Genomic DNA, 23,715 nt, shown 5'->3' with positions numbered 1-23,715 from the left:
CCCGATGGGTTTCAACCTTTCCGCCTGGGCCTTGCGCAACCGGCAGATCGTGCTGTTCCTGATGATCCTCCTGGCCGCTATTGGCGTGATGTCCTACACAAAGCTGGGGCAAAGCGAGGATCCACCCTTCACGTTCAAGGCCATGGTCATCCGTACGATCTGGCCCGGTGCCACTGCTGAGGAGGTCTCCCGGCAGGTCACCGAGCGCATCGAGAAGAAACTGATGGAAACCGGCGAGTACGAGCGGATCGTGTCGTTCTCGCGTCCAGGCGAGTCCCAGGTGACGTTCATGGCCCGGGACTCCATGCACTCCGATGCCATCCCCGAGCTGTGGTACCAGATCCGCAAGAAGGTCGCGGACATTCGCCATACCTTGCCACCGGAGGTTCAGGGGCCGTTCTTCAACGATGAATTCGGTACCACCTTCGGCAACATCTATGCCCTGACAGGCCCAGGCTTCGACTATGCGGTGCTCAAGGACTACGCCGACCGAATCCAGATCCAGCTGCAGCGGGTCAAGGATGTGGGCAAGGTCGAGCTGATCGGCCTGCAGGACGAAAAGATCTGGATCGAGCTGTCAAACCTCAAGCTGGCCACCCTAGGCGTGCCATTGCAGGCGGTGCAGCAGGCGCTGAGCGAGCAGAACGCAGTGAGTACCGCAGGCTTCTTCGAGACCCCGAGCGAGCGCCTGCAACTGCGCGTCAGCGGGCGTTTCGACAGCGTCGAGCAGATTCGTCAGTTCCCGATCCGTGTGGGTGATCGCACCTTCCGCATCGGGGATGTGGCCGAGGTGCATCGCGGCTTCAACGACCCTCCTGCGCCACGCATGCGCTTCATGGGCGAGGACGCTATCGGCCTGGCAGTCTCGATGAAGGACGGTGGCGATATCCTGGTGCTGGGCAAGGCCCTGGAGGGTGAGTTCGCCCGCCTGGCGCGCAACCTGCCGGCGGGCATGGAGCTGCGCAAGGTGTCGGATCAGCCTGCCGCGGTGAAGGCCGGGGTGGGGGAGTTCGTCCAAGTGCTGGTCGAGGCCCTGGCCATCGTGCTGCTGGTGAGTTTCTTCTCCCTGGGCCTGCGCACCGGGCTGGTGGTGGCCCTGGCCATTCCGCTGGTGCTGGCCATGACCTTCGCCACGATGCACTACTTCGGTATCGGCCTGCACAAGATCTCTCTCGGGGCACTGGTGCTGGCATTGGGGCTATTGGTGGATGACGCGATCATTGCCGTGGAGATGATGGCCATCAAGATGGAGCAGGGCTTCGACCGGCTCAAGGCCGCGAGCTATGCCTGGTCGAGCACGGCGTTCCCGATGCTCACCGGCACCTTGATCACGGCGGCGGGCTTTCTACCGATCGCCACGGCGGCCTCCAGTACCGGCGAATACACCCGTTCGATCTTCCAGGTGGTGACCATCGCCTTGCTGACGTCCTGGGTGGCCGCTGTGGTCTTCGTGCCCTACCTGGGCGACCGTCTGCTACCAGACCTGGCCAAGCGTCACGCCGACGGCGGGCATGGCCCGGACCCGTATGGCACGCCGTTCTACCAACGCGTGCGCCGCGTGGTGGAGTGGTGCGTACGCCGACGCAAGACGGTGATCGTGCTGACGGGCGCGGCCTTCGTCGGCAGCATCCTGCTGTTCCGCTTCGTGCCCCAGCAGTTCTTCCCGGCTTCGGGCCGGCCTGAGCTGATGGTCGATCTCAAGCTCACCGAAGGTGCATCGCTGGCCAACACGACCGAGCAGGTCAAGCGCCTGGAGACGCTGCTCAAGCAGCAAGATGGCATCGCCAACTATGTGGCCTATATCGGCACAGGTTCGCCGCGTTTCTACCTGCCGTTGGACCAGCAACTGCCCGCGGCGAGCTTTGCCCAGTTCGTGGTCCTGGCCGAGAACCTGCAAGCGCGGGAAGCCCTGCGCAGTTGGCTGATCGCAACGCTGGATGCACGGTTCCCTGAGCTGCGGGGGCGGGTCACTCGTCTGGAGAACGGACCGCCGGTGGGCTACCCGGTGCAGTTCCGGGTGACGGGCGAGCATATCGAGAAGGTCCGTGCCTTGGCACGGGAGGTGGCGGTCAAGGTGCGCGAGAACCCCCATGTGGTGAACGTGCACCTGGATTGGGAGGAGCCGAGCAAGGCGGTGTTCCTCGAGATCGACCAGGACCGTGCCCGCGCCCTGGGGGTGAGCACCGCGCACCTGTCGAGCTTCCTGCGCAGCTCACTGACCGGCACGACGGTCAGCCAGTACCGCGAAGACAACGAACTGATCGAGATCCTGCTGCGCGGCACCGACCAGGAACGCCGCGAGCTGGGCAACCTCGGCAGTCTGGCGCTGCCCACCGACAATGGCCAGAGCGTGGCGCTTTCCCAGGTGGCGACCTTGGAATACGGCTTTGAAGAAGGGGTGATCTGGCACCGCAACCGTCTGCCCACGGTGACCGTGCGCGCCGACATCTACGACAAGGAGCAGCCGGCGACGCTGGTAAAGCAGATCCTGCCGACCTTGCAACCGGTGCGTGATGTCTTGCCAGAGGGTTACCTGCTGGAAGTCGGTGGTGCGGTCGAGGACTCCGAGCGCGGACAGCGTTCGGTGAACGCCGGCATGCCGCTGTTCATCGTGGTGGTGCTGACGTTGCTGATGGTGCAGTTGCGCAGTTTCTCGCGCACGGTGATGGTGTTCCTCACCGCGCCCTTGGGGCTGATCGGCGTGACCCTGTTCCTGTTGGTGTTCCGCCAGCCCTTTGGCTTCGTTGCCATGCTCGGCACCATCGCCCTGGCGGGGATGATCATGCGCAACTCGGTGATCCTGGTGGACCAGATCGAACAAGACATCGCGGCGGGGCTGGATCGCTGGCAGGCGATCATCGAAGCCACAGTGCGACGCTTCCGACCGATCGTGCTCACGGCCCTGGCGGCGGTGCTGGCGATGATTCCACTGTCGCGCAGCGTGTTCTACGGGCCGATGGCGGTGGCGATCATGGGCGGATTGATCGTGGCGACCGCGCTGACGCTGTTGTTCCTGCCGGCGCTGTATGCGGCGTGGTTCAGGGTCAGGAAGGGCTGAAGATCAACGGGGAGGGCTTTGCCCTCCATTCGCGGGTAAACCCCACAGGGGTTGCGCAAGTCTTTAGAGCGGCGCAATCCCTGTGAGCAGCCCCAAGCCCTCACGCGGTCACAGGGATCGACGCTGACCCTGTGGGGCGGGTTTACTCGCGAAGGGGCTGCACGGTCAGAGGGCGCCGAAGACCTTCTTGGCCAGGCTGGTCGCGGCCTGCGCCGGGTTCTGGCGAATGCTCTGCTCCTGCTTGCCGATCATCTCGAACAGGCCATCGAGCGCTTTCTCGGTCACGTAGTTCTCGATGCTCGCGCTCTTGGCGTCCACCACGCCCAGGGCCACGGCCTGGCCGGCGAAGTTGTTGTACTGCTGCGCCAGGCCAACCTTGTCGGTGGCTTGCTTGACGATTGGCAGGAACTTGGCGCGGATCTCTTCACGGCTGCTCTTGTTCAGGTACTGGGTGGCTGAGTCCTGGCCGCCGTTCAAGATGTCCTTGGCGTCGGTGACGGTCATCTTCTTGACCGCATCGACCAGGATCGCCTGGGCCTGCGGCACTGCCGCTTCGGCCGCCTTGTTCATGCTGTTTTCCAGGGCTTCGACCTGCTCGCCCTTGCCGAACATCTTCATGGCCTTGGCGGCCTTGCCGAGGTTGCCTGGCAACTCGATGCGCACATCCGGGTTGTTGCTGAAGCCGCCAGGGGTGCTCAGTTGCTTGACGGCGATCTGGGCGCCTTGGGTCAGGGCGTCCTTCAGGCCGCCGGTGGCATCTTTCTGGCTCAGGTCGCCGAGCGACAGGGCCAGTGCGCTGGCCGACAGCAGCAGGCCGGCGCACAGGGTGGTGAAGCGCAGGGAGGTGCGAATCATGCTGGGTATTTCCTTATAGCTGGGAGAGGGCGGGCTCAGCGCACCGGGTCGACCTTGATGCGCACAGGCTGCGGGTCGCTGCCGTCGAGGTTCACGCCATGGTGTTCGGTATTGATGAACAGCAGCTTGCCGTCCAGCTCGATGCGCGCGCTGACCGCATAGCGGTGGCCGGCTTTGATCTGGCTCGGGTCGTAGGTGAGGTGGAACGGCAGCGGGACATTGCCCTTCACTGGGCCGGCCTGGTTGGCCAGGGTAACCGCGGGGGCGTCCATCAGCGACACGTCCTGCAGGCTCACGCTCAGGGTGGCCGCAGGCGGCAGGGCCATGCGCTGCAGATAGAAGACTTCGCCATCCAGGCTCGCCTGGTGGGAGGGGGTGTTGCTGGTGCAGGCTGCGAGCAGGGATACGCCACACAGCATGAAGCGTTTTTTCATGGAATCTCCGGTGTCCTTGGCGTTGGCTTTTGGCCAACCTCAAGGACTTTAGCGGATTTTTCCGCAGGATTCAGCGTTGGCGCCGCCAGGCAGCTGTAGCTACAGCGCAGCGTGTAGGAGCGGCCTTGTATCGCGAAAGGGCCGCGCAACGGCCCATGACTTGATTCGGCCTCAGGCGGAGGCCAATTCCACCGATTCATCGCGATGCAGTGCCACCTGGCGGATCGACAGGCGCAGCTCGGCCGACAGCACACGCTTGGCCACGCCCTCGGCCAGTTCGCCGAGCTTGTCGTGATAGCCCAGCTTGCCCTGACTGTCGGGGCGCAGCACATCCTGGCTGATCAAGGTCTGGATGAAATGGCGGAACAGCGTCTTGTCGAAGAACTCCGGGGCGTTCAGGCCATGCAGGATCGACAGGCGTTGGGCCATCATCACACACAGGTCTTCCAGCTCCTCGGCGCTCAGGGTGTTCTGGCCGCTGTTGAGCAGCAGGGACGTGGCCATGTAGAAGCGCTGCAACGTTTGGGTGATGGTCCGCGCCAGCAGGGTCAACAGCACGAACTGCCGCGAACTGGGTGCCGGGCGCAGGTAGACGCCGTTCTCCAGGCGCAGCAGCCCTTGCTCCACCAGCGCATCGAGCCACTGGTCGATGACGTCGTCCAGTTGCTCGGGTGTCCAGCGCAGGAACAGTTCGGCCTGCAGGTAGGGATACAGCGCCCTGACGTACTGGCCGACCAGTTCGCGGCTCATGCGCGAGCTGCTCAGGAAGAAGCTCGCCAGCAAGGCCGGCAGGGCGAAGATGTGCAGGACATTGTTGCGGTAGTAGGTCATCAACACCGCATTGGCTTCATCCAGGTAAAGGATGCGGCCCAGGGCGTCCTTTTGCTCCGAGAGCAGGTCCATGCCCCTGACATGTTCGATCAGGGCCGAGCCGTCACCCTCCGGCAGGGTGGTGTGTGGCGAGTAGGGCACCTGGCGAAGCAAGGCCAGGTACAGGTCCAGCACTCGGGTCAGGGCGCGTTCGTCCAGGGCCAGACGGCTGGTGGACAGCAGCGCCAGGGCCACCAGGTTGACCGGGTTGATCGCCGCCGCCTCGTTCAGGTGGCGGGCCACGGTTTCGCCTAGACGGGTGGTGGTTTCGTTCAACCAGTCCGGGCGGAACTGGGGGCCCAGGGCCTGCTCGCGCCAGCCGGGTTGCTGCTGGTCGAGGAAGGCGTTGAGCCGGATCGGCTCACCGAAGTTGACGTAGACCTGGCCGAAACGCTGCTTGAGGGCGCCAATGACCTTGAAGATGTCGAAGATAGACTCCTTCTTCTTGCTCGCCCCGCGCAGTTCGCCCAGGTAGGTACGGCCTTCGAGCACGCGTTCGTAGCCAATGTACACCGGCACGAAGACGATCGGCGTGCGCGATGAGCGCAGGAAGCTGCGCAAGGTGATGGCCAGCATTCCGGTGCGCGGCTGCAGCATGCGCCCGGTGCGCGAGCGCCCGCCTTCGACGAAGTACTCCACTGGGAAGCCCTTGGTGAACAAGGTGTGCAGGTACTCGTTGAACACCGCTGTGTACAGCGGGTTGCCCTTGAAGGTCCGGCGCATGAAGAAGGCGCCGCCACGGCGCAGCAGACCGCCGATCACCGGCATGTTGAGGTTGATGCCGGCGGCGATGTGCGGGGGCGTGAGGCCGTTGCGGAACAACAGGTACGACAGCAGCAGGTAGTCGATGTGGCTGCGGTGACAGGGGACGTAGATCACCTCGTGTCCCGGTGCGATGCCTTGCACCTGCTCGATGTGGTTGACCTTGATGCCGTCGTAGATCTTGTTCCAGAACCAGCTGAGCACCACCTCGAGGAAGCGGATCGCCGTGTAGGTGTAGTCCGAGGCGATTTCATTGCCGTACCGCAGGGCCTGGGCTTCTGCCTTGGCGTAGGGAATCTTCTCTCGCTCGGCTTCGTCGGTGATCGCCTGGCGCACCAACGGGTCATGGACCAAGCCCTTGACCAGGTTACGTCGGTGGGAAATATCCGGGCCGATGACGGCGGTTTTGAGGTTGCGAAAGTGCACGCGCAGGATGCGCTGGGCCATGCGCACGGTGCGCTCGTGGCCTTTGTTGTGCTGGACCAGCTCGCGCAGGTGGATCGGCGCGGAAAACTGCACACGGGTCTTGCGCCCCAGGATCAGCACCGTGAGCAAACGGCGCAAGCGCCCGGTGACCGCCCAGCTGTCGGCGAACAGCAGTTTCCAGGGGCTGGACTCGCTGGCCGGCGACTGGCCCCAGAACACGCTGACCGGAATGATCTGTGCGTCTTCCTCGGGGTGCTGGCTCACGGCGCCGACCAGACGCTCCAGGGTTGGAGGCGCGCCGCGTTTGTCGTGGCGGCCGAGCCAGTCCGGGTCAGGCGTCAGGTAGAAGAAGGCCGCAGGCTCTTGCAGCGAGCCGACGGTGACAGGCAGCACGGGACGTGGCAGCCCCGCCTTGGTGCATTCGCGATCGACGACGGCAAGGTCCGTCAGCGAGGGCGAAGGCAATGCGTAGAACACCGGGCGACTGCGGTCGAGCTTGAGGGACAGGGACGACTGGTTGATGGTCTCGGAGCGCACCCACAGGTACAACAGGCGACGCAAGGCGCCGAAGATCATTCGGCGCAGGGGGGAACGGGTCATGGGTGTGTGCCCTGGGTGAGATTTTTAAGTGACATTCCAGCCAGTAAGTCTGCCGTATCTGTGCAAGTTCGGCAAAATTCGCCAATTCGACGCCCAGTCATGAAATTTTTTTGTTCGGTGTCATATACTCGGTCCGCAGCTTGCAAGATATTTCTGCGAGCTGCGTCGGCACGGGGTGGTGACCCCGTGCTTGCAAGGCGATCTTCAAAATAAAAATCCGGAGTAGTTCAGATGTCGTCTCGTGAGACTGGGAATGTGAAGTGGTTCAACGATGCCAAGGGTTATGGCTTCATTCAGCGCGAAGGTGGTGCGGATGTCTTCGTCCACTATCGTGCTATCCGCGGTGAGGGGCATCGCACCCTGGTCGAGGGACAGCAAGTGGAATATGCACTCGTGCAGGGCCAGAAAGGCCTGCAGGCTGAGGACGTCGTCGGTCTGTGACCGCCGTCTGAAGCGATAAGCTTCAAGCTGCAAGCTGTCCGTGGAGCTTGCAGCTTGTCGCCAGAAACATCAGTGGGTGCGCCAGGTGATTTCCTGTTCACCGTCGGCGCTGATGCGGATCCAGCGATCGGCATCTTCTTCACCATCTTCCTCGGCCCAACTGCCCGGCGCGCAGCGCACTTCGACGCCCAGTGCGGCGTAGGCGGCGCGAGCACAGGCGATGTCGTCGTCCCATGGCGTCTGGTCGCTTTCGAGGAACAGGCTGTTCCATTTCCCCACAGCCTTGGGTACCCAGGTGACCGGAATGTTACCGGCCATGCATTTCCAGGTCTGGCCACGTTGCTGCCATTCGCTGCAAACGCCCAATGCCTGGCTGAGCCATTCGGCCACTTGCTTGTGGTCGACGTCAGTGTCCTTGAGGTAGATCTCGATATCGGGTTGGCGCATAAAAAGGCTCCGGGTGTGCTCAGTCTTGGCGCACGAAATAGTCATAACGCATGGAAACCGTCACGTCGAACGGCTCGGGCTGCTCGATCACCCGCGCGCGTCTTTCGGCGCTGGCGCGCCAGCCATGCGGGGTCATGGCCAGCAGGTCGGCGCGGGCCTTGGGCTCGGCCAGGCTCAGGCGAAACTCCAGTACTTCGCCATGGGCGTGATGCATGCCGTCGGGGATCAGGGCCAAATGCTTGTCATCGGCGTAAGGGCGCACTTCATCGTAGAGCACCTGGCGCAGCTCCATCAGGTGGCCGCTGGTCGGCCCCACCCGCATCAGGCCGCCGCCGGGGCTGAGCAGGCGCTTGGCCTCTTGCCAGTCCAGCGGGCTGAACACGCTGGCGATGAACTGGCAACTGGCATCGAGCAGGGGCACGCGGGCCATGCTCGCGACCATCCAGGTCACCTGGGGGGCGCGGCGGCAGGCGCGCTTGACTGCCTCGCGGGAGATATCCAGCGCATAGCCTTGGGCCTGTGGCAGTGCCTGGGCGATCTGCGCGGTGTAATAGCCTTCGCCGCAACCGATGTCGAGCCAGGCGCCAGGCTGGCGTTCGGAGGCCAGTTCAGCCAGGCGCCGGGCGACCGGCGCGTAGTGGCCGGCGTCGAGGAAATCGCGGCGGGCTTCGACCATTGCCTGGTTGTCGCCTGGGTCGCGGCTGTTCTTGTGCTGCACCGGCAGCAGGTTCAGGTAACCCTGACGGGCGCGGTCGAAGCGGTGCCCGGCGGGGCACGCGACGCCATTGTCGAGCCGCGTCAAGACGGCCTGGCAGAGGGGGCAGGCGAGCATCAGGCGAGCAACCGTACCAGGGTCTGGTAGTAGATCTCGGTCAGCAGGTCCAGGTCACTGGCCAGGATGCGTTCGTCTACCTGGTGGATGGTCGCATTGACCGGGCCCAGCTCGACCACTTGGGTGCCCATGGTGGCGATGAAGCGGCCATCGGAGGTGCCGCCGCTGGTCGACGGCTGGGTCTCGCGGCCGGTGACGGCCTTGATGCTCGAAGACACCGCGTCGAGCAGCTCGCCCGGTTCGGTCAGGAAGGGCAGGCCCGACAATGCCCAGTCGATGCTCCACTCGAGCTGATGCTTGTCGAGGATCGCCGCCACACGCGCCTGGAGGCCTTCGACCGTGGATTCGGTGGAGAAGCGGAAGTTGAACAACGCTGTCAGCTCGCCTGGCACCACGTTGGTGGCGCCGGTACCGGCGTTGAGGTTGGAGATCTGGAAACTGGTCGGCGGGAAGAACGCATTGCCTTCGTCCCAGTGCTCGGCGGCCAGTTCTGCCAGGGCCGGTGCGGCCAGGTGGATCGGGTTGCGCGCCAGGTGTGGGTAGGCCACGTGGCCCTGCTTGCCGCGCACGGTCAGCTTGGCGCCGAGCGAGCCGCGACGGCCGTTCTTCACGACATCGCCCAGCAGGCTGGTGCTGGAAGGTTCGCCCACGATGCACCAGTCCAGGCGCTCGTTGCGTGCCTTCAGGTGCTCGACGACGGCCTTGGTGCCATGGTGCGCCGGGCCTTCCTCGTCGCTGGTGATCAGGAAGGCGACCTTGCCGCGGTGGTCCGGGTAGTCCCGCACGAAGCGTTCGCTGGCCACCACCATCGAGGCCAGGCTGCCTTTCATGTCCGCGGCGCCACGGCCGCAGAGCATGCCATCGGCATTGATCAGGGCTTCGAAGGGCTCATGTTGCCAGGCTTGCACGGGGCCGGTGGGGACCACGTCGGTGTGGCCGGCAAAGCACAGCACCGGGCCTTCCTGGTTGCCGTGGGTGGCCCAGAAGTTGTCCACGTCCTCGATACGCATCGGTTCGAGCTCGAAGCCGACGGCGCCCAGGCGCTGCATCATCTGGGCCTGGCAATCGGCATCGACGGGAGTGACCGAGGGGCGACGGATCAGGTCGCAGGCCAGTTGAAGGGTGGGCGAAAGCTCGGCTGGGGCCGTCATGAAGGACTCCGGGGGCAAGGCGGGCGGGAAACAGGGGCGTTATCTTATATCAAACGAGTACGACGGGCACTGGGAATGGGGCCGCTGAACGGCCCTTTCGCGACACAAGGCCGCTCCTGCAGAGATCACCGCCAACCGTGCAGGAGCGTGTTTACCCGCGAAGCAGGGCGCAGCCCTGGCCAGTCACCGGGGTCAGGTTGCCTTGGCCTCGACGGCCTCATCGCCGGGCTTTGGCAAGGACGACAGCATCGCCATCACCAAGGCCGCCAGGTAGGGCAGCGATTGCACCAGCAGCATGGCCACCCAGAAGCGCATGTCCGCCCCCGGCAAGCCTTGGACCAGATAGATGCCCAGCGCCGCGCCCCAGAGCAGCAGCATGATGAACAACTCCTCGCGCGCCTCCGAAAGCGCCACCAGCAAGCCATGGCTGTCGGCATTCTTCGGGGTGCGGAAGAACGGCATGCTGCTGGTGAAGAACCCATACAACACGGCCTTGGCGATGGTGTGCGACAGCGCAAGCCCCGCCAGGGCCGCGGCGAAGGCGTCCTTGAGGTTCACGCCCACCGCGCGGCGATAGAGGAAGATGATCTTGCCAACCTTGAAGAAGAACAGCGCCAGCGGCGGGATGGCGAAGATCATCAGCGGCGGGTCGACCCGCTGCGGAACGATGATCATCGCCGCCGACCAGAGCAGGGCGCCGACCGTGAAGAAGATGTTCATGCCGTCGGCGATCCACGGCAGCCAGCCGGCCAGGAAGTGGTAGCGCTGGCCGCGGGTCAGTTCGCTGCCCTTGCCGCGCAGCAGGGCGGCGGCGTGGTGCTTGATGATCTGAATCGCGCCGTAGGCCCAGCGGAAACGCTGCTTCTTGAAGTCGATGAAGGTGTCGGGCATCAGGCCCTTGCCGTAGCTGTTGTGGGCATAGGCGGCCGACAGCCCCTTCTCGAACACCCGCAGCCCCAACTCGGCGTCCTCGCAGATGCACCATTCGGCCCAGCCCAGCTCTTCCAGGACCGAGCGACGGGTCATGGTCATGGTGCCGTGCTGGATGATCGCGTCACGGTCGTTGCGGGTGACCATGCCGATGTGGAAGAAACCTTTGTATTCGCTGTAGCACAGCTTCTTGAAGGCGCTTTCGTGCTGGTCGCGGTAGTCCTGGGGCGACTGCACCACGGCGATCTTCGGGTCGGCGAAGTGCGGCACCATGTGCTTGAGCCAGTTGCGGTCGACGCAGTAGTCCGAGTCGATCACCGCGATCACTTCGGCGTCCTTGGCCGTATGAGGGATCAGGTAGTTCAGTGCGCCGCCCTTGAAGCCGGCAAGCGGCGCGACGTGGAAGAAGCGGAAGCGCTCGCCCAGGCGCTCGCAGTGCGCTTTGAGCGGCTCCCAGACGGCCGGGTCCTTGGTGTTGTTGTCGATCACCAGGACTTCGTAGTCCGGGTAGTCCAGTGCCGCGAGGGCGTCCAGGGTCTGCTTCACCATCTCCGGCGGCTCGTTGTAGCACGGCACATGGATCGACACCTTGGGCCGGTAGGCCGAATCGCCTTGCACCGGTAGAAACTCGCGCCGACGCTTGTGGATCCAGACCGCTTCGGCCAGTTCGTGGGCTTCGGTCAGCAGCACGATGAACACGCCCAGTGCGCCCAGGGCCAGAAGCACGCCCACGGTCAGGCTGAACCAGGTGCTGTATTGCTGGCTGTAGTCATAGGCGATCCACACCAGCACCGACCCGCACAGGAAGGTGATGAACGTGAGGAAGGTTCGACCGCGCTGGCGCAGCGCCGAGCCATCGATCAGCAGCACGGTCAGGGCGATCATCGCCAGTACTACCGATGCCACCGCCAGGGCGCGCCACTGCGGAATGGCCACGACCGGCCCCTCGAAGTTGAACTTCTGCTGGCGCGCGGCGTTGTGCACGCCCCAGTACGCGCCCACCGAACCTTCGTCGCTGGCTTTCCAGGGTTGGTCGTAAGCCTCGATGACAAAGTAGTTGTAGCCGCGCCGGTTGAGTGTATTGACCAGCGTGCGCAGGTAGATGGCCTGATCGGCCTGGGTGGCGTCGGCACCGCCGCGCATGCGGCCATTGCTTGGCCAGCCGACTTCAGAAAGCAGCAATGGCTTGCGTGGGAATTGATGCTTGAGTTCGCGGGCACGGTCGAGAACGAACTGCAGCGAATCCTTCATCGGCACGAATTCCCAATAGGGCAGGATGTGCGCGGCGATCAGGTCGACATGCTTGGCCAGTTCCGGTGTTTCCTTCCAGATATGCCATTGCTCGCTGGTGGTGACCGGCACTTTGACCGCCGCGCGCACCCGGTCCAGGTAGGCAATCAGCGCCTCGGGCGTCACCTCTTTACGGAACAGCGCCTCGTTCCCTACCACGACCCGGACTACGCTGCGGGAGGTATTGGCCAATTCGATCGCCTTGGCAATTTCGCGTTCGTTGCGCTCCAGATCGGGGCTGATCCAAATGCCCAGGGTGACGCGCAGACCCAGTTCTTCAGCCAGACGCGGGATGTCGGCCTGGGTGCCCTCGACGGTGTAGATGCGGATGCTGTCGGTCAGCTTGCTCATCTGCTCCAGGTCCTGGCGGATCTCCTCGTCGCTGGGGTACTGCCCCTTTTGCGGGCTTTGCCCCAGGCGGAACGGCGAATAGGAAAAACCAGAGATCTGTTCCGGCCAGGCGGGGGCGGACACCGGGCGGTTGATCAGTGCCCAGAAACCAGTGAACAGTGCGGCAATAGCCAGGACCACCACCAGGTTGAGACCGAATTTGCGTGATGACATAGGTGTTTCAGATTCCGAAGGAGAGCGGGGCGGGCAATGGCTTGGATTTCCCGCTGGAGATGAAGTTCTGAAGCCGCTCGGCTATTGCTCAGGACCACTGCGATTAGTGGGATATTAAAGCAGGATTTGTAGGGGCTTTACTAACCAGCCCCCGGCTGAGGGCAACTTGGTGCCACGATCGGGCAGCGCGACAGCCCCGGGACGAGCCCGTTGGCATATAATGCGCGCCGTTTTTTCAGGGGGTGAGCATGAGCACAGAAGATCCACGCTTCGCCGGCGTTGCCCGGCTGTATGGCGAGCAAGGCTTGGAGCGCCTGCGCCAGGCCCACGTGGCGATCGTCGGTATCGGCGGGGTCGGGTCCTGGGCCGCAGAAGCCATGGTCCGCAGTGGTGTAGGCGAGATCACCCTGTTCGATCTGGACGATGTCTGCGTGAGCAACACCAACCGGCAGGCCCATGCCCTGGAAGGGCAGGTCGGACGGCCCAAGGTCGAGGTCATGGCCGAGCGCCTGCGGGCGATCAACCCGGCGTGCACCGTGCATGCGGTGGCCGACTTCGTCACTCGCGACACCATGATCGAGTACATCACCGAGCAACTCGATTGCGTCATCGACTGCATCGACAGTGTGATGGCCAAGGCCGCGTTGATCGCCTGGTGCCGGCGTCGCAAGATCGCCATCGTCACCACTGGTGGCGCGGGCGGGCAGATCGACCCGACCCAGATCCAGATCGGCGATCTCAACAAGACCTTCAATGACCCGCTGGCCTCGCGGGTACGCTCGACCCTGCGGCGTGACTACAACTTCTCGCGCAACGTGTCGCGCAACTACGGGGTGCCCTGTGTGTTCTCCAGCGAGCAACTGCGTTACCCCAAGGGCGATGGCAGCGTGTGCCTGCAGAAGAGCTTCGTGGGCGAGGGCGTCCGGCTGGACTGTTCGGGCGGGTTCGGGGCCGTGATGATGGTCACCGCGACCTTTGGCATGGTCGCGGCGAGCAAGGCGGTGGAAAAACTGGTGGGCGGTGCCCGGCGGCCGTCGGAGCGGATCAAGGCCGAGTGAGCCGGTGATCGTTCGCCGACTGCCTCGTGGGCGCGAAGGGCGACGGATGATGGTGGCCTCAGGCACCCTTCGTGGGTAAGCCGGCTCTTACAGGCACAGCGGTATGTTTGAGAGCAATACAGAACCTGTGGGCGAGCGGGTTCACCCGCGAAGAGCGTAGCGCCGAATCACGGGCAAGCCGCCAACTCAGCCATCCGCTGCAACACCGCATGCAAGCCATTGCTGCGTGACGGCGAGAGCTGACGTTCCAGCCCCAGCTGGGTAAACCAGCCACGCAGATCGACCTGCGCCAATTGTTCATTGGGCAAGCCTTGCACCCGCACCAGCAACAGTGCCAACAGCCCGCGCAGCAGGCGCGCGTCGCTGCTGGCCTTGAAGTGCCATTGGCCATCGTTGTGCTCGGCCACCAGCCACACCAGGCTTTCGCAGCCGTGCACACGATGCTCTTCGGTCTTCTGTGCCTCTGTCAGCGGCTCCAGGCGATCGCCCCACTGCATCAACAACCGCGCCCGTTGCTCCCAGCCCCGGGCTTGCTCGAAGTGCTCCAGCGCTTGGCTGGCGGCGATGGGCAGGCTCATCGCAGCAGCTCCAGGCCTTGATCCAAGGCGTCGAAGAATCGCTGCAGGTCGTCGCTGTCGTTGTACAAAGCCAGGGAGACGCGGATTGCCCCCTCCAGGCCCAGCCCTTTGAGCAGCGGCATGGCGCAGTGATGGCCAGCTCGTACGGCGATGCCTTGCTCCGTGAGCAGGTGGGCGATATCGGCATTGTGCACACCTTCCACCACAAAGCTCACCAAGGCCGCTTGTGGCGTGCCCAGGATGCGGACGCCTTCGCGATCGCCCAGGCCACGCAGCAGGTATTGATGCAGGCTGGTTTCGTGGTGGGTCACGACCGTGGCATCGAGGCTGGCCAGGTAATCGAGTGTCGCCCCAAGCCCGATGACGCTCGCGATCGGCGGCGTGCCGGCCTCAAAGCCCAGCGGCGCGGGACGGAAGCTGGCGCTGTGGTAGTCGGCCAGTTGCACCATCTCACCCCCAAACTGCCAATGGCGCAGTTGCTCCAGCGCCTGCTGGCGGCCATAGAGTACGCCGACACCTTCAGGGCCATAGAGCTTGTGGCTGGAGAACACGTAGAAGTCGCAGCCCAGCTGCTGCACATCATGGCGGCCATGCACCACGCCCTGGGCTCCGTCGACCACGGTCAGCGCGCCTTGGGCACGCGCATGGGCGAGCAGCGCCGGCAATGGCTGCCAGGTGCCAAGCACGTTAGACAGCTGGCTGACTGCCAGCAGGCGGGTGCGTGGGCCGATCAGTTGCAGGGCCTGGTCCAGGTCGATGCGGCCGTGTTCATCCAGTGGCAGCACCACCAGGCGCAGGTTGCGGCGACGCGCCAATTGTTGCCAGGGCAGCAGGTTGGCGTGGTGTTCAAGGGCGCTGATGGCGATCTCGTCGCCCGCTTCGAAGCGGTATTCCAGGCCATAGGCAAGCAGATTGAGGGCCGAGGTGGCGCCATGGGTGAACACGATCTGCCGGGAATCGGCGGCGTTGAGCCAGGCGGCAACTTTATCGCGGCTGGCCTCGAAGGCCTGGGTCGCCAGTGCGCCGGGTAAATGCTGGGCACGATGCACATTGGCCGCGCCATGACCGTAGTAGTGGCTCAGGGCATCGAGCAAGGCCTGGGGCTTCTGGGTGGTGGCGGCGCTGTCCAGGTAGGTCTGGTGCTGGCGTTGCAGGGCGGCGATGGCGGGGAAGTCGGCACGCCAGGGGGAGGGCTGGAACATGATCGCGGGGCCTGGAATGAAAAATCGGGACTGACACGACGTCAGCCCCGATCTTATCACTTCAAACCCGGGCAGGTTCTCAGTTGTGGGCGTGCAGCGCCTCGTTCAGCTCGATGGCCGACTTGTGGGTCTTGCATTCCACCGCGCCATTGAGCGAGTTGCGACGGAACAGCAGGTCGGTCTGGCCGGCCAGGTCGCGCGCCTTGACGACTTTGACCAGCTGGTTGTTTTCGTCCAGCAGGTTCACCTTGGTACCGGCGGTGATGTACAGGCCGGCTTCCACAGTGTTGCGATCGCCCAACGGGATGCCGATACCGGCGTTGGCGCCGATCAGGCAGCCTTCACCGACCTTGATCACGATGTTGCCGCCACCGGACAGGGTACCCATGGTCGAGCAACCGCCGCCCAGGTCCGAACCCTTGCCGACGAAGACGCCTGCGGAGACGCGGCCTTCGATCATGCCTGGGCCTTCGGTGCCGGCGTTAAAGTTGACGAAGCCTTCGTGCATGATGGTAGTGCCTTCGCCGATGTAGGCGCCCAGGCGTACGCGTGCGGTGTCGGCGATACGCACGCCGGCCGGAACCACGTAGTCGGTCATCTTCGGGAACTTGTCCACCGAGAACACTTCCAGCAGCTCGCCCTTCAGGCGCGCCTCCAGTTGCAGCTCGGCCAGCTCGCTCAGGTCCACCGCGCCCTGGTTGGTCCAGGCGACGTTCGGCAGCAGCGGGAAGATGCCGGCCAGGCTCACGCCGTGCGGCTTGACCAGACGGTGCGACAGCAGGTGCAGCTTCAGGTACGCCTCTGGGGTGGAGGCCAGTGCGCCGTCTTCGGCCAGCACGGTGGCGACCAGCGGCTTTTGGCTTTCGGCCAGGCGAGTCAGCAGCGCGGCCTGGGCGGCGTCCACGCCCTTGACGGCTTCAGCCAACTGGGCGGCCTGGGCGTTGCTGAAGGCAATGGCCTGGTTGCCACCTTCGTAGCCGAGGATCGGCGCGATGGCTGCGACCAACTCGGCGCTCGGGGCGAGGACGGGCTGAGCGTAGAAGACTTCCAGCCAGGTGCCCTGGCGGTTCTGGGTGCCGACACCGAAGGCCAGGCTGAACAGGGTAGTGGACATGCAATTACCTCATGCGAATAAGGGGTTGAAGCGAAGGCGGTTCAGGCCAGTGCCGCGGCGTACAGGTCGGGCTTGAAGCCAACCAGGGTGCGGTCACCGAGATCGAGCACGGGGCGTTTGATCATCGAAGGCTGGGCCAGCATCAGTTCGACGGCCTTGGCCTGGTCGAGATCGGCCTTGCTGGCGTCGTCCAGCTTGCGGAAGGTGGTGCCGGCGCGGTTGAGGACCACTTCCCAGCCATGTTCGTCGCACCAGCGGTTCAGGCTGTCGCGGTCGATGCCCTGGGTCTTGTAATCGTGAAAGGCGTAGCCGACGGCTTTTTCGTCAAGCCAGGTACGGGCCTTCTTCATGGTGTCGCAGGCTTTGATGCCGTAGAGAGTGTAAGCCATTGAATTCATCGGGGATCATTGGCTTCCCCAATCCTCCCCATGTTCTCCCGAAAGTAAGTCGCCGGATTATGCGGCATCGTTCCATCGAGCGCCACGGCTGTGGTCGCGCAGGCTTGTCGCATCGAGGTGGGTAGCATTGTGTTACATATTGGACGGGCGGCTGCGACTATCGTGCAGCGGCTCAAGGTAGCGGACCACCGCTAACATATTGTTTCAAAGACGATGTCTCGCCTGCGCTGTCGTTTGTCCGTTCATAGAGGAAGCTTTGCCGATGCAGTCAGCCTATACCGTTCTAATCCTGCTGATGCTGGTGAGCTTGTCGAAGTTGGTGGGGCGGGTGATTCCGCTGCCACTGCCGCTGGTGCAGATTGGCGCCGGGGCGCTGTTGGCCTGGCCCACCCTCGGGCTGCATGTCGCGCTGGATCCGGAGTTGTTCCTGTTTCTGTTCCTGCCTCCCTTGCTGTTCGCCGACGGCTGGCGCATGCCCAAGCGTGAACTCTGGCGCATCCGCGGTCCGGTGGTGGCGCTGGCAGTGGGGCTGGTGCTGTTCACCGTCGTCGGTGCCGGGTATTTCATTCACTGGCTACTGCCAAGCATTCCCCTGGCGGTGGCCTTCGCCCTGGCGGCAGTGTTGTCGCCTACCGATGCGGTGGCGGTGTCGGCCATCACCCAGGACCGCCTGCCCACGCCGCTGATGCACATGCTCCAGGGTGAGGCGCTGATGAACGATGCCTCGGGCCTGGTGACCTTCAAGTTCGCTTTGGCCGCAGCCATTACCGGCGTGTTTTCGTTGGCCGATGCCAGCCTTACCTTCGTGCTTGTCGCCCTGGGTGGCCTGGGTGTGGGTGTGGTATTGAGCTGGTTGGTCGGGCGCCTGCGTATGTGGATGATCGCCCGGGGCTGGGACGATCCTGCGACCCATGTGGTGTTCATGTTGCTGCTGCCGTTCGCCGCCTATGTGCTGGCCGAGCGCCTGGGGGTGTCGGGCATCCTCTCGGCGGTGGCAGCGGGGATGATGCAGAGCTGGCTCGACCTGTTGCCGCGCCAGACCAGCACACGCCTGCTCAACCGCAGTGTCTGGTCGCTGCTGGAATTTGCCTTCAACGGCTTGATCTTCCTGTTGCTGGGGTTGCAGTTGCCGGACATCGTCAAGGCCGTGGTCACCGATGAAGCCGCGGTGTGGCCGACCCTGGCCTGGCGCTGCCTGGACGTGGTGGCCATCTTCGCGGCGTTGATCCTGTTGCGTTTCATCTGGGTGCAGAGCATCTGGCGGGCGATCGGTGTGGTGCGGCGCTGGCGCGGCAAGCCGGAACTGGTGCTGTTGCCGACTGCGCGCTCGTGCTGGTTGCTGACCTTGGGCGGGGTGCGCGGTGCCGTGACCCTGGCTGGTGTGATGTCGATACCTTTGCTGATGGGGGCCGGCAAGGCCTTCCCCGAGCGCGACTTGCTCATCTTCATTGCCGCAGGGGTGATCTTGTTGTCGCTGATCTGCGCCGTGATCACCTTGCCGTTCCTGCTGCGCGGCGTTACCCGCAGCCCGGATGATCGCTTGCGCCAGGAAGTCCAGGAGGCCTGGCGACGCACGGCAGAAGCAGCGATCCATGCGCTGGAAGCGGAGGAGGTGATTGATACCAGCGCCCCGCAGGACGCAACCCAGGCCACCTTGGCCACCGAGTTGAAGGCGCGTCTGATGGCCGAGTACCGCGATGAGCTGGACAGCTACAACGACTCGGCGGAGGCCCGAGCCCTGGCCGAGCAGATGGACCTGTTGGAACGTCGCCTACGCCTGCGTGCGCTGCGCGCCCAGCGCCTTGAACTGTATAACCTGCATCGCCAGCATCTGGTGGGCGATGAGGTGGTGCGCCAGGTGCTGGGCGAACTTGACCTCAGCGAGGCGAACCTCGGGCAGGTGCGCTGAGCCCATCAGTCATGGGGATAGGCCAGGCGCATGAACGCCAGGTCTTTTTCGCTCAGTTGACTGTTCAGCCCAATTTCCCAGTCGCCTAAGGTGAAGGTCTGGGGAACCGGATAGTGCATGACCGAGCCGGGGTCGTAGTCGGTCTTGACCAGGCCGACGTCATCCCGGGTACTGATCATTTCCTCCATCACCTGCTGGTAGGTCCAGCCCGGCATCGCGGTGACGCTTTTCAGCACCTCGGGCAGGTTCCAGGGGATGTTTGCCCCAGGGTGTTGATGTTCGTGCTCCGCGCCCAGGGCGTGGCCGAATTCATGCAGCACCACATGTTCGAAGCTGGGATGGGTAGGTACGACGTTCAGGTTCATGGTTTCACCCCTCGCCGTCAGCGCGTCGGTGCCAACCAGGGACTCGTTGTGCACCAGCGACGGGTGGGCACGTACCCGGATCTGTGCGCGTGGGTTGTCATCCAGTGCAAGCTCGAGCGACAGGTTGGCGTCGGATTGGTCCAGCCATTGGCTGGCCAGGTCGAAGATATCGGTCTTCAAGCGCCGGTCAGGCGAGCCCAGGAATGAGACCCAGATCGTACGGCCCGGGCGCCATAGCTTGCCATGCACGGCAAGGGCGCGTTTGCGGCGATTGGCCTGCGGCGCGGGGCCGGCGTTGCGAGGGTTTTCAGCGATGGCCAGGGCGTGCGCTTGTCGCATGTCCAGGGGCGCGCGTCGACGAGGAAAGATCAGTGAGTTCAAGGGAAAAGCTCCGCAATGAGAAAAGGTTTGCGGAGCTTTGCCTGTCGCCAATGGCTAGGTGCGGTACATATTGCTCAAGCGCGAGTCGCTATTTCAGCGCGTCAGGAATGCGCGGATCCGTTCCGCCGCCTCGATGCACTCGGCCAGTGGTGCGACCAGCGCCATGCGCACGCGGCCAGCGCCTGGGTTGACCCCATCCACTTCACGAGACAGATACGAGCCCGGCACCACGGTCACATGCTCGGCTTCGAACAGGTCGCGGGTGAAGTCGGCATCGCTGCCAGGTACCTTGGCCCACAGGTAGAAGCTGCCGTCGGGACGCTGCACGTCCATCACGGGCTGGAGAATGTCCAGCACGGCGTCGTATTTGGCCCGGTACTGGTCGCGGTTCTCGCGCACATGGGCTTCGTCCTGCCAGGCCGCGACGCTTGCCAGTTGAGTCTGCACCGGCATGGCGCAGCCGTGGTAGGTGCGATAGAGCAGGAATGGCTTGATGATCTTGGCATCGCCGGCCACGAAGCCGGAGCGCAGGCCTGGCAAGTTGGAGCGCTTGGACAGGCTGTGGAACACCACGCAACGCGCGAAGTCGCTGCGGCCCAGCTCGGCGCAGGCGCTGAGCAGGCCAGGCGGCGGGGCGTCTTCGTCGAAGTACAGCTCGCTGTAGCACTCGTCGGCGGCGATCACGAAGTCGTGCTCATCGGCCACGGCGATCAGCTTCTTCAGGGTTTCCATCGGCACCAGGGCGCCGGTGGGGTTGCCGGGGGAGCACAGGAAGAGTATCTGGCAACGCTTCCAGACCTCGGCCGGTACGGCGTCGAAATCAGGGTTGAAGCCATTGCTTTCCAGGCACGGCAGGTAGTGCGGGGTGGCGCCCGCCAGCAGGGCCGCGCCTTCGTAGATCTGGTAGAACGGGTTTGGGCTGACCACCAGGCCGTCATCGGCGCGGTTGACCACGGCCTGGGTGAAGGCGAACAGCGCCTCACGGGTACCGTTGACCGGCAGGATATGGCGGTCGGCGTCGAGCCAGCCGGCCGGTACGCCGAAGCGTCGTTCGCACCATTGGCCGATGGCCTGGCGCAGGGCCGGCAGGCCGATGGTGCTCGGGTACACCGCCAGCTTGTCGAGGTTGTCGGCCATGGCCTGGGCGACGAACGCCGGCGATTCGTGCTTCGGCTCGCCGATCGACAGGGCGATGGCGCGCTTGTCCGCCGCAGGCTTCACGCTGCCCAGCAGGGCGCGGAGTTTTTCGAACGGGTAGGGCTGAAGCTGGGTCAGGGCATGGTTCATCGGCGCAAGGTCTCGTCAATCGTCTAATCGTTAAAAGGTCACGCGGGTCGGGCTGGCGTCGCTGGCCTGGCCAGCCTGCAACTGCTTGATGATGGCTTCCTGCAGGCGAAGGCACAGTTGTGGGTCGGACAGCGGCTGATTGTGGGCATCGGTGATGAAGAACACGTCTTCCACGCGCTCGCCCAAGGTGGCGATCTTGGCGTTCTGCAGCGACAGGTCGAACTCCAGGAAGATCCTGCCGATCCGGGCCAGCAGGCCAGGGCGGTCGGGCGCGGTGATCTCGAGGATGGTCACCGGCCGCTGGGCGTCGTTGTGGATGGTCACCTGCGGGGCGAAGGTGAAGTGCTTGAGCTGGCGCGGCACCCGGCGCTGGATGATGGTCGGGTAGTCCTCGGGGGTGCGCAGCGCTTCGGTCAGGCCGTCGCGGATCTGCTTGACCCGCTGCGGGTTGTCGCCGATCGAGCCGCCGTCGTTGTCCAGGACGATATAGGTATCGAGGGTGAACTGGCTGCTGGAGGTGATGATCCGCGCATCATGGATGTTCAGGTTGAGCTGGGACATCGCGGCCACGGTCACGGCGAAGAAGTCGTGCTGGTCCGGCGCATAGATGAAGATCTGCGTGCCGCCTTCGAACTCGCGCTGGGTGGTTTCCTTGATCAGTACCAGCGGGCCGCCATCGGCCGGTTGCTGGAGGATCGCATCGCTGTGCCAGGCCACGTCGGCGGCGGTGTGGCGCAGGAAGTAATCATCGCCCAGCTGGGCCCAGAGCTGCTCCACATCGTCCGGGTCGGTGCCCTCGCGGACCAGGATGTCCAGTGCCGCGGTCTGCGTCTGACGGATCTGCTCCTCGCGGTCCAGCGGGTTTTCCAGGCCACGGCGCAGGGCGCGCTTGGTCTCGGTATAGAGTTGGCGCAGCAGGCTGGCGCGCCAGGAGTTCCACAGGCTGGGGTTGGTGGCGTTGATGTCGGCTACGGTCAGCACGTAGAGGTAGTCCAGGCGTGTCTCGTCGCCCACCAGCAGGGCGAAGTCGTTGATCACCTGCGGATCGGAGAGGTCCTTGCGCTGGGCAGTGGTGGACATCACCAGGTGCTGCTGCACCAACCAGACGATCAGTTTGCTGTCCCATGCCGGTAACTGATGGCGCTCGCAGAACGCCTGGGCATCCACCGCGCCCAGCTCGGAGTGGTCGCCTTGGCGACCCTTGCCGATGTCGTGATAAAGGCCGGCAAGGTAGATCAGCTCGGGTTTGGGCAGGCGGCCCATGAGCTTGCTGGCCAGCGGGAATTTCTCCGACACCGGGGTGTACTGAAGTTTGCGCAGGTGCTTGATCAGGTTGAGGGTGTGGGCATCGACCGTATAGATGTGGAACAGGTCGTGCTGCATCTGCCCGACGATCAGGCCGAATTCCGGCAGGTAGCGGCCCAGGATGCCGTAGCGGTTCATTCGGCGCAGGTTGCGATGGATACCGATCTCGCACTTGAACAGCTCGATGAACAGGCTGGTGTTGCGGATATCGTTGCGGAACTTGTCGTTGATCAGGTGACGGTGTTCGCGCAACTGACGCACGGTGTCGGCGCGCACGCCCTTGATCTCCGGATGCTGAGCCATCAGCACGAAGATTTCCAGCATGGCGAATGGTGTGCGCTTGAAGACGGTCGGGTTGACCGCTTCGATGTAGCCATCGTGCAGGCGGAAGCGTGCATTGAGCGGCTGGGTGGTGCCGCTGTCCTCGTCAGCGAGGATGACTTCCTCGAAGTGCTGGATGATCAGGTCACACAGCTGGCTGATGCTCATCACCACCCGGTAGTACTGCTGCATGAACTGCTCGATGGCCCGCTTGGGGTTCTCGTCGCTGTAGCCGAGCAACGCGGCGATGCTGCGCTGATGGTCGAACAGCAGGCGGTCCTCGGCGCGTCCGGCAAGCATGTGCAGGGCATAGCGCACACGCCACAGAAAGGCCTGGGAGGAGGCCAGCAGTTCGTTCTCGCTTTCGAGCAGGAAGTCTTCACCGGCCAGGGCGTGGAGGTTCAGCGTGCCGTACTGGCGGCGCGCCACCCAGAGGACGGTCTGGATGTCGCGCAGGCCGCCCGGGGAGCCTTTGACGTTGGGCTCCAGGTTGTATTCGGTGTCGTTGTACTTGTGGTGGCGGGCCTTGAGTTCGGCGCGCTTGGCCAGGAAGAACTCCTTGCTCGGCCACATGTGCGCGGTGCTGGTCACATCCAGCATGCGCTGGCGCAGGGCTTCGGGGCCGGCGATGGTGCGGCTTTCCATCAGGTTGGTGATGACGGTCAAGTCGGCACGGGCCTGTTCGGCGCATTCATCGACCGTGCGCACGCTCTGGCCGACTTCCAGGCCGATGTCCCAGAGCAGTGTGAGGAAGCGCTCGATGGCATCGCGGTACTGCTCATGCTCGGCGCTGTCGAGCAGGATCAGCAGGTCAATGTCCGACCAGGGGTGCAACTCGCCACGGCCGTAGCCGCCGACGGCCACCAGGGCAATGCCGGCCTGGTCGCGCCAATCGAACTGGTTCCAGGCCTGTTGCAGGATGTTATCGACGAACCAGGCACGGGCCTCGATGAGGGGGCGGATCTCGCAGCCTTCCCGAAAACGCCGGTCGAGCACCGTGCCCGCCTGGCGGATGGCCTTCTTGAAGGCCGCGGTGGGGCTTGCCTTGAGGGCCAGTTCCGCTTGGAACTGGCCCCGGTCGAACAGCTCGGGATCCACCTGGGTCATCGAGTCGCGTTCCTGTGTGGTTGGCCCAGG

18 protein-coding genes are annotated in these 23,715 nt (G+C 64.1%); 4 read left to right on the top strand and 14 right to left on the bottom strand.

What is annotated here, in order from left to right; genetic code table 11:
* Positions 1-4 precede the first annotated feature (4 nt).
* Positions 5-3,058 (top strand): efflux RND transporter permease subunit, encoded by a 3,054-nt coding sequence (locus ACNFCH_RS04350; RefSeq protein ID WP_416742331.1) that lies wholly within the window; start codon positions 5-7, stop codon positions 3,056-3,058.
* 165 nt (positions 3,059-3,223) lie between these two features.
* Here the strand turns inward: ACNFCH_RS04350 and ACNFCH_RS04345 are convergent, their stop codons facing one another.
* The 3 genes from ACNFCH_RS04345 to plsB form a co-directional block, all read right to left on the bottom strand.
* The gene (locus ACNFCH_RS04345) at positions 3,224-3,913 is read right to left on the bottom strand and encodes a DUF4197 domain-containing protein (RefSeq protein ID WP_416742330.1); all 690 of its coding nucleotides are present in this window, start codon (positions 3,911-3,913) and stop codon (positions 3,224-3,226) included.
* Between the two features lie 35 nt (positions 3,914-3,948).
* Positions 3,949-4,347 carry a YbaY family lipoprotein gene (locus ACNFCH_RS04340; RefSeq protein ID WP_337158202.1) on the bottom strand — a complete coding sequence of 133 codons (399 nt, stop codon included), beginning with the start codon at positions 4,345-4,347 and terminating at the stop codon, positions 3,949-3,951.
* A 171-nt stretch (positions 4,348-4,518) separates the two neighbouring features.
* Complete coding sequence (plsB, locus tag ACNFCH_RS04335; protein WP_416742329.1) at positions 4,519-7,005, bottom strand: glycerol-3-phosphate 1-O-acyltransferase PlsB; 2,487 nt, start codon at positions 7,003-7,005, stop codon at positions 4,519-4,521.
* Positions 7,006-7,236: 231 nt separating this feature from the next.
* Between plsB and ACNFCH_RS04330 the strand changes: the two genes are divergently transcribed.
* Entirely contained in the window at positions 7,237-7,446 is a 210-nt protein-coding gene (locus ACNFCH_RS04330) for a cold-shock protein (protein WP_011535295.1), read from the top strand.
* Between the two features lie 69 nt (positions 7,447-7,515).
* Here ACNFCH_RS04330 and ACNFCH_RS04325 read toward each other — a convergent pair whose 3' ends face one another.
* The 4 genes from ACNFCH_RS04325 to ACNFCH_RS04310 all read right to left on the bottom strand — a co-directional run bounded on the left by ACNFCH_RS04325 (position 7,516) and on the right by ACNFCH_RS04310 (position 12,660).
* Complete coding sequence (locus tag ACNFCH_RS04325) at positions 7,516-7,893, bottom strand: hypothetical protein (protein WP_416742328.1); 378 nt, start codon at positions 7,891-7,893, stop codon at positions 7,516-7,518.
* 19 nt (positions 7,894-7,912) lie between these two features.
* Positions 7,913-8,725, bottom strand: a complete 813-nt coding sequence (locus ACNFCH_RS04320) for a putative RNA methyltransferase (protein WP_337158200.1) — start codon at positions 8,723-8,725, stop codon at positions 7,913-7,915.
* Positions 8,725-9,876 carry a succinyl-diaminopimelate desuccinylase gene (gene dapE, locus ACNFCH_RS04315; protein WP_337158199.1) on the bottom strand — a complete coding sequence of 384 codons (1,152 nt, stop codon included), beginning with the start codon at positions 9,874-9,876 and terminating at the stop codon, positions 8,725-8,727. The genes ACNFCH_RS04320 and dapE overlap by 1 nt, the downstream gene beginning before the upstream one ends.
* A 192-nt stretch (positions 9,877-10,068) precedes the next feature.
* Positions 10,069-12,660 (bottom strand): glycosyltransferase, encoded by a 2,592-nt coding sequence (locus ACNFCH_RS04310; protein ID WP_416742327.1) that lies wholly within the window; start codon positions 12,658-12,660, stop codon positions 10,069-10,071.
* 248 nt (positions 12,661-12,908) lie between these two features.
* Between ACNFCH_RS04310 and tcdA the strand changes: the two genes are divergently transcribed.
* Positions 12,909-13,718 carry a tRNA cyclic N6-threonylcarbamoyladenosine(37) synthase TcdA gene (tcdA, locus tag ACNFCH_RS04305; protein ID WP_337158197.1) on the top strand — a complete coding sequence of 270 codons (810 nt, stop codon included), beginning with the start codon at positions 12,909-12,911 and terminating at the stop codon, positions 13,716-13,718.
* A 167-nt stretch (positions 13,719-13,885) separates the two neighbouring features.
* Here tcdA and ACNFCH_RS04300 read toward each other — a convergent pair whose 3' ends face one another.
* From ACNFCH_RS04300 to ACNFCH_RS04285, 4 genes are all read right to left on the bottom strand, one after another.
* Positions 13,886-14,296: a SufE family protein gene (locus ACNFCH_RS04300; protein ID WP_337158196.1), complete on the bottom strand. Its 411-nt coding sequence runs from the start codon at positions 14,294-14,296 to the stop codon at positions 13,886-13,888.
* Positions 14,293-15,498 (bottom strand): cysteine desulfurase, encoded by a 1,206-nt coding sequence (locus tag ACNFCH_RS04295; RefSeq protein WP_337158195.1) that lies wholly within the window; start codon positions 15,496-15,498, stop codon positions 14,293-14,295. The genes ACNFCH_RS04300 and ACNFCH_RS04295 overlap by 4 nt, the downstream gene beginning before the upstream one ends.
* A 79-nt stretch (positions 15,499-15,577) precedes the next feature.
* Positions 15,578-16,612: a 2,3,4,5-tetrahydropyridine-2,6-dicarboxylate N-succinyltransferase gene (gene dapD / locus ACNFCH_RS04290; protein ID WP_337158194.1), complete on the bottom strand. Its 1,035-nt coding sequence runs from the start codon at positions 16,610-16,612 to the stop codon at positions 15,578-15,580.
* 41 nt (positions 16,613-16,653) lie between these two features.
* Complete coding sequence (locus ACNFCH_RS04285; RefSeq protein ID WP_337158193.1) at positions 16,654-17,001, bottom strand: ArsC family reductase; 348 nt, start codon at positions 16,999-17,001, stop codon at positions 16,654-16,656.
* Between the two features lie 271 nt (positions 17,002-17,272).
* Between ACNFCH_RS04285 and ACNFCH_RS04280 the strand changes: the two genes are divergently transcribed.
* Positions 17,273-18,919 carry a Na+/H+ antiporter gene (locus ACNFCH_RS04280; protein WP_416742326.1) on the top strand — a complete coding sequence of 549 codons (1,647 nt, stop codon included), beginning with the start codon at positions 17,273-17,275 and terminating at the stop codon, positions 18,917-18,919.
* Positions 18,920-18,924: 5 nt separating this feature from the next.
* On the opposite strand, the gene ACNFCH_RS04275 is transcribed toward ACNFCH_RS04280, so the two are convergent.
* From ACNFCH_RS04275 to ACNFCH_RS04265, 3 genes are all read right to left on the bottom strand, one after another.
* Entirely contained in the window at positions 18,925-19,665 is a 741-nt protein-coding gene (locus tag ACNFCH_RS04275; RefSeq protein ID WP_416742325.1) for a peptidase M12, read from the bottom strand.
* Between the two features lie 93 nt (positions 19,666-19,758).
* Complete coding sequence (gene dapC / locus ACNFCH_RS04270) at positions 19,759-20,952, bottom strand: succinyldiaminopimelate transaminase (protein WP_416742324.1); 1,194 nt, start codon at positions 20,950-20,952, stop codon at positions 19,759-19,761.
* A gap of 30 nt (positions 20,953-20,982) precedes the next feature.
* The gene (locus ACNFCH_RS04265; protein WP_416742323.1) at positions 20,983-23,685 is read right to left on the bottom strand and encodes a [protein-PII] uridylyltransferase; all 2,703 of its coding nucleotides are present in this window, start codon (positions 23,683-23,685) and stop codon (positions 20,983-20,985) included.
* Positions 23,686-23,715: the final 30 nt, after the last annotated feature.

This window comes from Pseudomonas sp. NY15354, assembly GCF_048068075.1.
Lineage (GTDB): Bacteria > Pseudomonadota > Gammaproteobacteria > Pseudomonadales > Pseudomonadaceae > Aquipseudomonas > Aquipseudomonas guariconensis_C.
This window is presented reverse-complemented; position numbering and strand designations above follow the sequence as displayed.